Source organism: Thioalkalivibrio sp. (assembly GCF_041685615.1).
Lineage (GTDB): Bacteria > Pseudomonadota > Gammaproteobacteria > Ectothiorhodospirales > Ectothiorhodospiraceae > Thioalkalivibrio.
The window spans coordinates 1-3,985 of the sequence record NZ_JAWLFK010000094.1; the positions used below are offsets into that span (position 1 = coordinate 1).

A 3,985-nucleotide genomic window follows, 5' to 3' on the forward strand; every position below is an offset into this window, starting at 1 on the left:
CCCCACCGATCCGGAATCGGTTGCCCAAGTGCAGGAGGCCCTGGCCGAACAGGGCCTGGCCGTGGCCAGCGCCCCCGCACCGGCCGAAACGATCCCCCTGCCCGACGATGCCGAAAAACCGGCGGTGTTCGCGCCACCTGCGCCGCGCCCGGATCCCCGTGTCCGCATGAACTGCCCGACCTGCGACGCGCGAGTCTGGGCGCGACCGGAAACCGAGGTCGTCTGTGGTTCCTGCATGGAGCCCATGAGCCATGCCTCCGAAGACGCAGGTTGACCCTGCCAACATCAGATCAACGATCGGGCATGCCGAGAATGGCCGCGACCACCCGCTCCTCCGCAGAGCTTTGAAGCGGGAGGCTGGCAAACGCCTCCAGTACCTCGGGGCCAAGCTCCGACTCCGCCTCAATGAGTTCCTTGCGCAGATCCCGCAGCCGAAGGAACCCCCGGCGCTGCTGGGTCAGGCGGCGATACCAGTAGGGACGGATGAGCTCCAGCCAGCGATTGGCCAGCGCCTCCCAATCCGGTTCACCACCCGTCAGCGTTTCCGGCTTGCGCTCCAGTAGATTGCGCAGAGCGAGATAGGCGTCAAGGCGCGCTTGCTCCCTCTGGCGGGCCGCCTCCTCGCAAAATCCATTGAGGACCTTGGTCATCTCTTGCAGGGCGCGTTGCTTGCGCAGTGGTAACTGCGCCCGTTCGGCCTCCGGGAGGCGCTCGGAAAAATGTGCCAGCCATCTTGCGGCTGGCTCGTCCATTTCACCATTGGGCGGACCCGGCGCCAGTCGCTCGCGCAGCGCCGCGGCCACCTTGTCCAACGAAGTCGTTGCCTCGGCATCCGGGCCGGAGAAGAAAAACCAGCGCGGCGCCCGGTCAACACTGCCAGCCAGACAGAAGAAGGCCCAGACGGTGTCGCTGGCCACCACGCTGACCCTTGAGAGCACCCGCACCGAGCGCTCGCGGTAATACTCATAAATGTCCGGTTCGACCAGGGCACCCGAACCTTCCACCAGCCCGCGCACCGCGGCAAACGCATCATGCGGCTCCGCTTCCTCGATCGAACGGGCCGTACGCTCGTATTCGCGGATCAGGGTGTCAGCGTCAACGCTATCCCGTGACCGCTGTTGCAGGTCTTCCGGCAACGGGAGATTGGTCCCGAGGAGTTCCGTCACCGCGCCGACTCGATCCAGGAATCGAGCATCGGCACTGAGAGCGAACGCCTCGGCATCCCGGGGCCACCAGACTTCGACCTCGGCATGGGGGCTGTCGAGCCGATCGACGCGTCCGGTTCGCTGTTCGGCCACGCGTATCACCGAGGGCATGTCGAGATGAACCAGCGCTGAGGCCGCCTGCAGGTTCACCCCTTCGGACAGGCTGTCCGAACACAGCGCCACACCGGTCTGCTCGTCGCCACCCGGCCGAAACGCACGGAGTACCGCCTGGCGGCTTCGCTCATCGCTGCCCGTCGCCTGCCAGATCTCGACGCCCGGCAGCCGCTCTTCGAGCTGGACGCTCAAGGCCGCAATGGTGATCAGACGGCTGTCGAAGGCCAGCACACGCTCGTGGCTCGCCGCTAGTTGCGCCAGATGGGCCACCTTGGCACGTTCTCGCGCCGGGCTCATGGCCCGCACTTCTTCCAGCACCTGCGAGAGGATCCGGTGGTCGTGCGCGTGAGCCGATTCCCAGGCATCGACATCGGTGAGCCATGCGGGCAAGGGCACGCCCAGCCGATTCTCGGGAACACGGCCGGGCTGCTTGAGCTTGCCCAGCACATCTCCTGTATCGGCGGACTTGGCGTAATGCTCCAACCCGAACTCGACCCGCGCCACCGCCGTTCCGCACAGGTGCTCGACCAATGCCGCACGCGAAGATCGCAGGGCCGCCATGACCCGGTAGCGGACCAGCTTGTGAGCCCCGAGCAGCAGGTTGTCACGATACTGGTCCTCGGTGAGTCCCTGCTGCCTTTGTACGGCGCTCAGTTCCAGGACCGCCGGAACCTGGACCACGCCGAAGAGCTGATCGAGAAGCTCCCGGATCCGACCGGCGCGTTCACGGTCGGCAGCCGGTTCGTTCAGGGAATAGCTGTACGAGCGGTGCTCCGGATAGCGGCAGGGCCGGCCCGTGTGATCCCGATAGGCCCCGGGCGCGCGATCAATCAGCGCATTGAACATGCGCTTGGTACGGCGAATGGTGAATGTCCGGATTTCATCGCGCAGCTGGGCAGCCTCGTCCTCGCCCAGACCGTGCCAGCGACCGGGACGATTGACCCGTTCCAGGGCCTTCAGCGTGCTCGGCTGCAGGTTGTCGGCACCGAGCAGATCCGCGATCCGGACGAGGTCATCGACATTCCGATTGATCGGTGTGGCCGTAAAGAGCAGAACGTCATCGGCAAGGTGATTGGTAAACAGCCGCCGTGTCCTGCGCGAGCGGCGATTGTGGAAATTGTGGCATTCGTCCACGGCCAGCAGGCGCGCCCGCCTCAGAGCATCATCCAGCTGCCACGCCTTGCGGCTTCCGTGACTGAGCAGGCCAACCGAAAAGACATCCAGCGCGGTATCGGCCCGGGATGCCTCCCGCTCCCACTCCTCCACGACGGTCGAGGGTGCAATCATGACCGAGCGGGGCATCCCGCCCGCCCCCTGGATTCGCGCCTGCTGCGCCCGCAGAAGATGCGCACCCATACGCGTCTTGCCCGACCCCGTCGCATCCGCAATCAGCACCGCCCCCTGACGGTCCAGCAGATAGAGCGCCTGTGCGATCCCCTGACGCTGGGCCGGCCACAACGCGCGAAAGGCCTCCCGGTCGACCTGCTGCAGAAAGCCCTTCGCCCACTCACCTTCCAGCAACTCCCCGCAAGCGCGGGCCAGCGCATCGCGCCACCCGACGACATGCAGCAGACGCTCGAGCAGCACCAGCAACGCATCGGTGTAGTCCTCTCCAAGCGACCAGAACTGTTCGGCCAGCGCCGCGGCCTCGCGGTAACGCCTCGGTTCACCCGTTGCTGTGAACCGCGCGTTCGCCTCGTGCTGACGTTCCAGCCCGTTCCGGCTGAAGTTGCTCGAGCCCAGCGTTACCGCCCCCGCCCCGAGATAGATCTTGGCGTGCAGCGGTCGCTGCGTGTCCGGCCAGTACCGCGCCTCGACGGCGCCCTCGCGGAGTCGCTCCCGAAAATGGATCAGCCGGGCCGACAGGCGCAGGGCGATTCCTCGATCCAGCCAGTACTGCTCGACTTCCTCGGGGAAGCTCGGCGCCTTCAGACTGCGGTGACCTCCCTCCCCCACATTCGGCTCGTTACCCAAGAGAATGCGAAGGGGCCGAACCTCCCCCAGGTCACTCTCCAGACGAAGGAGCTCTTCAAGCGCCCCGTAGCCCGTCACCACCAACGGCGAGTCCGCAGACACAAGGTCCGCAATCACCCGCTCGCGCACCGTCCGCCCGTCGACGTTCAGCGGGAAACGATCCGGCGGTGGCCAAACACCCTGCCCCTCGCGCGACTCTTCAGGAAAGTCGCTAAAGAGATCAGCGGTGCGCGCCGTATCTGGGAGGGGATCTTCTTGACTCATGAGGCCACCCGTCGACCCAAAACAGGAATTCGACCGACACAGTGCCGGATCCGCGGATGGGAAGGCCACACGCAATGCTTCCCTCTCGTCCATTCGCTCAATGTAGACGCCCACCGAAGTCGGGAAGCGCACAGATCACTGTGAGGAATCGAATGCCGGTCCAAGATTGGGCGCTACACCCGGAAACCTCCAGTGATGCGTGGACCTAATCCGGGGAAATGGACAGTCGGTAACGTTTCTTAATGAGGCAACACGGCCGGCCAGAGTAATTGTCGTTAGATATCGGTTCCTTGCCGCAGGTGAGCAAGGTAGTCCTCGAACAGGACGGTCCTGTTTTTCTTGCGCTCGTCGAGCGCGTGTACGATTTCCGCCGCCTCAAGGACACGCATGGCCTTGGCCGCCGCAGGCCGCGAGCAGTCGAGGAGCTC

The 3,985-nt window shown here is 65.2% G+C and carries 1 protein-coding gene and 1 pseudogene; one reads left to right on the plus strand and one right to left on the minus strand.

What is annotated here, in order from left to right; genetic code table 11:
• Window positions 1–274, plus strand: a pseudogene (locus tag ACESLR_RS11710) (sprT domain-containing protein); the annotation flags it as partial.
• 16 nt (window positions 275–290) lie between these two features.
• Here the strand turns inward: ACESLR_RS11710 and ACESLR_RS11715 are convergent.
• Window positions 291–3,557: a helicase-related protein gene (locus tag ACESLR_RS11715; RefSeq protein WP_373026131.1), complete on the minus strand. Its 3,267-nt coding sequence runs from the start codon at window positions 3,555–3,557 to the stop codon at window positions 291–293.
• Between the last annotated feature and the right edge of the window lie 428 nt (window positions 3,558–3,985).